The following is a 529-nucleotide window of genomic DNA, read 5'->3' on the forward strand; positions in this document are numbered from 1 at the left end:
CATCCGCACACAACATTTCAAAAGACAGGATTGGGTAAATGGCAAAGGTATCGCTGGAGAAAGACAAGATTAAGTTTCTGCTGGTAGAAGGCGTGCACCAAAAGGCGCTTGAAAGCCTTCGTGCAGCGGGTTACACCAACATCGAATTTCACAAAGGCGCGCTGGATGATGAACAATTAAAAGAATCCATCCGCGATGCCCACTTCATCGGCCTGCGATCCCGTACCCATCTGACTGAAGACGTGATCAACGCCGCAGAAAAACTGGTCGCTATTGGCTGTTTCTGTATCGGAACAAACCAGGTTGATCTGGATGCGGCGGCAAAACGCGGTATCCCGGTATTTAACGCACCGTTCTCAAATACGCGCTCTGTTGCGGAGCTGGTGATTGGCGAACTACTGCTGCTATTGCGCGGCGTGCCGGAAGCCAATGCTAAAGCGCACCGTGGCGTGTGGAACAAACTGGCGGCGGGTTCTTTTGAAGCGCGCGGCAAAAAGCTGGGTATCATCGGCTACGGTCATATTGGTAC

Annotated in this window: 1 protein-coding gene; it reads left to right on the forward strand. The window is 52.0% G+C overall.

Features of this window, described 5'->3' with window-relative positions:
* Window positions 1–38: 38 nt before the first annotated feature.
* On the forward strand, window positions 39–529 hold a 491-nt coding region (locus AC5O77_RS22590), incomplete at its 3' end, for an NAD(P)-dependent oxidoreductase (protein WP_494507273.1).

Source organism: Stenotrophomonas sp. INTA L402-1, from assembly GCF_059295135.1.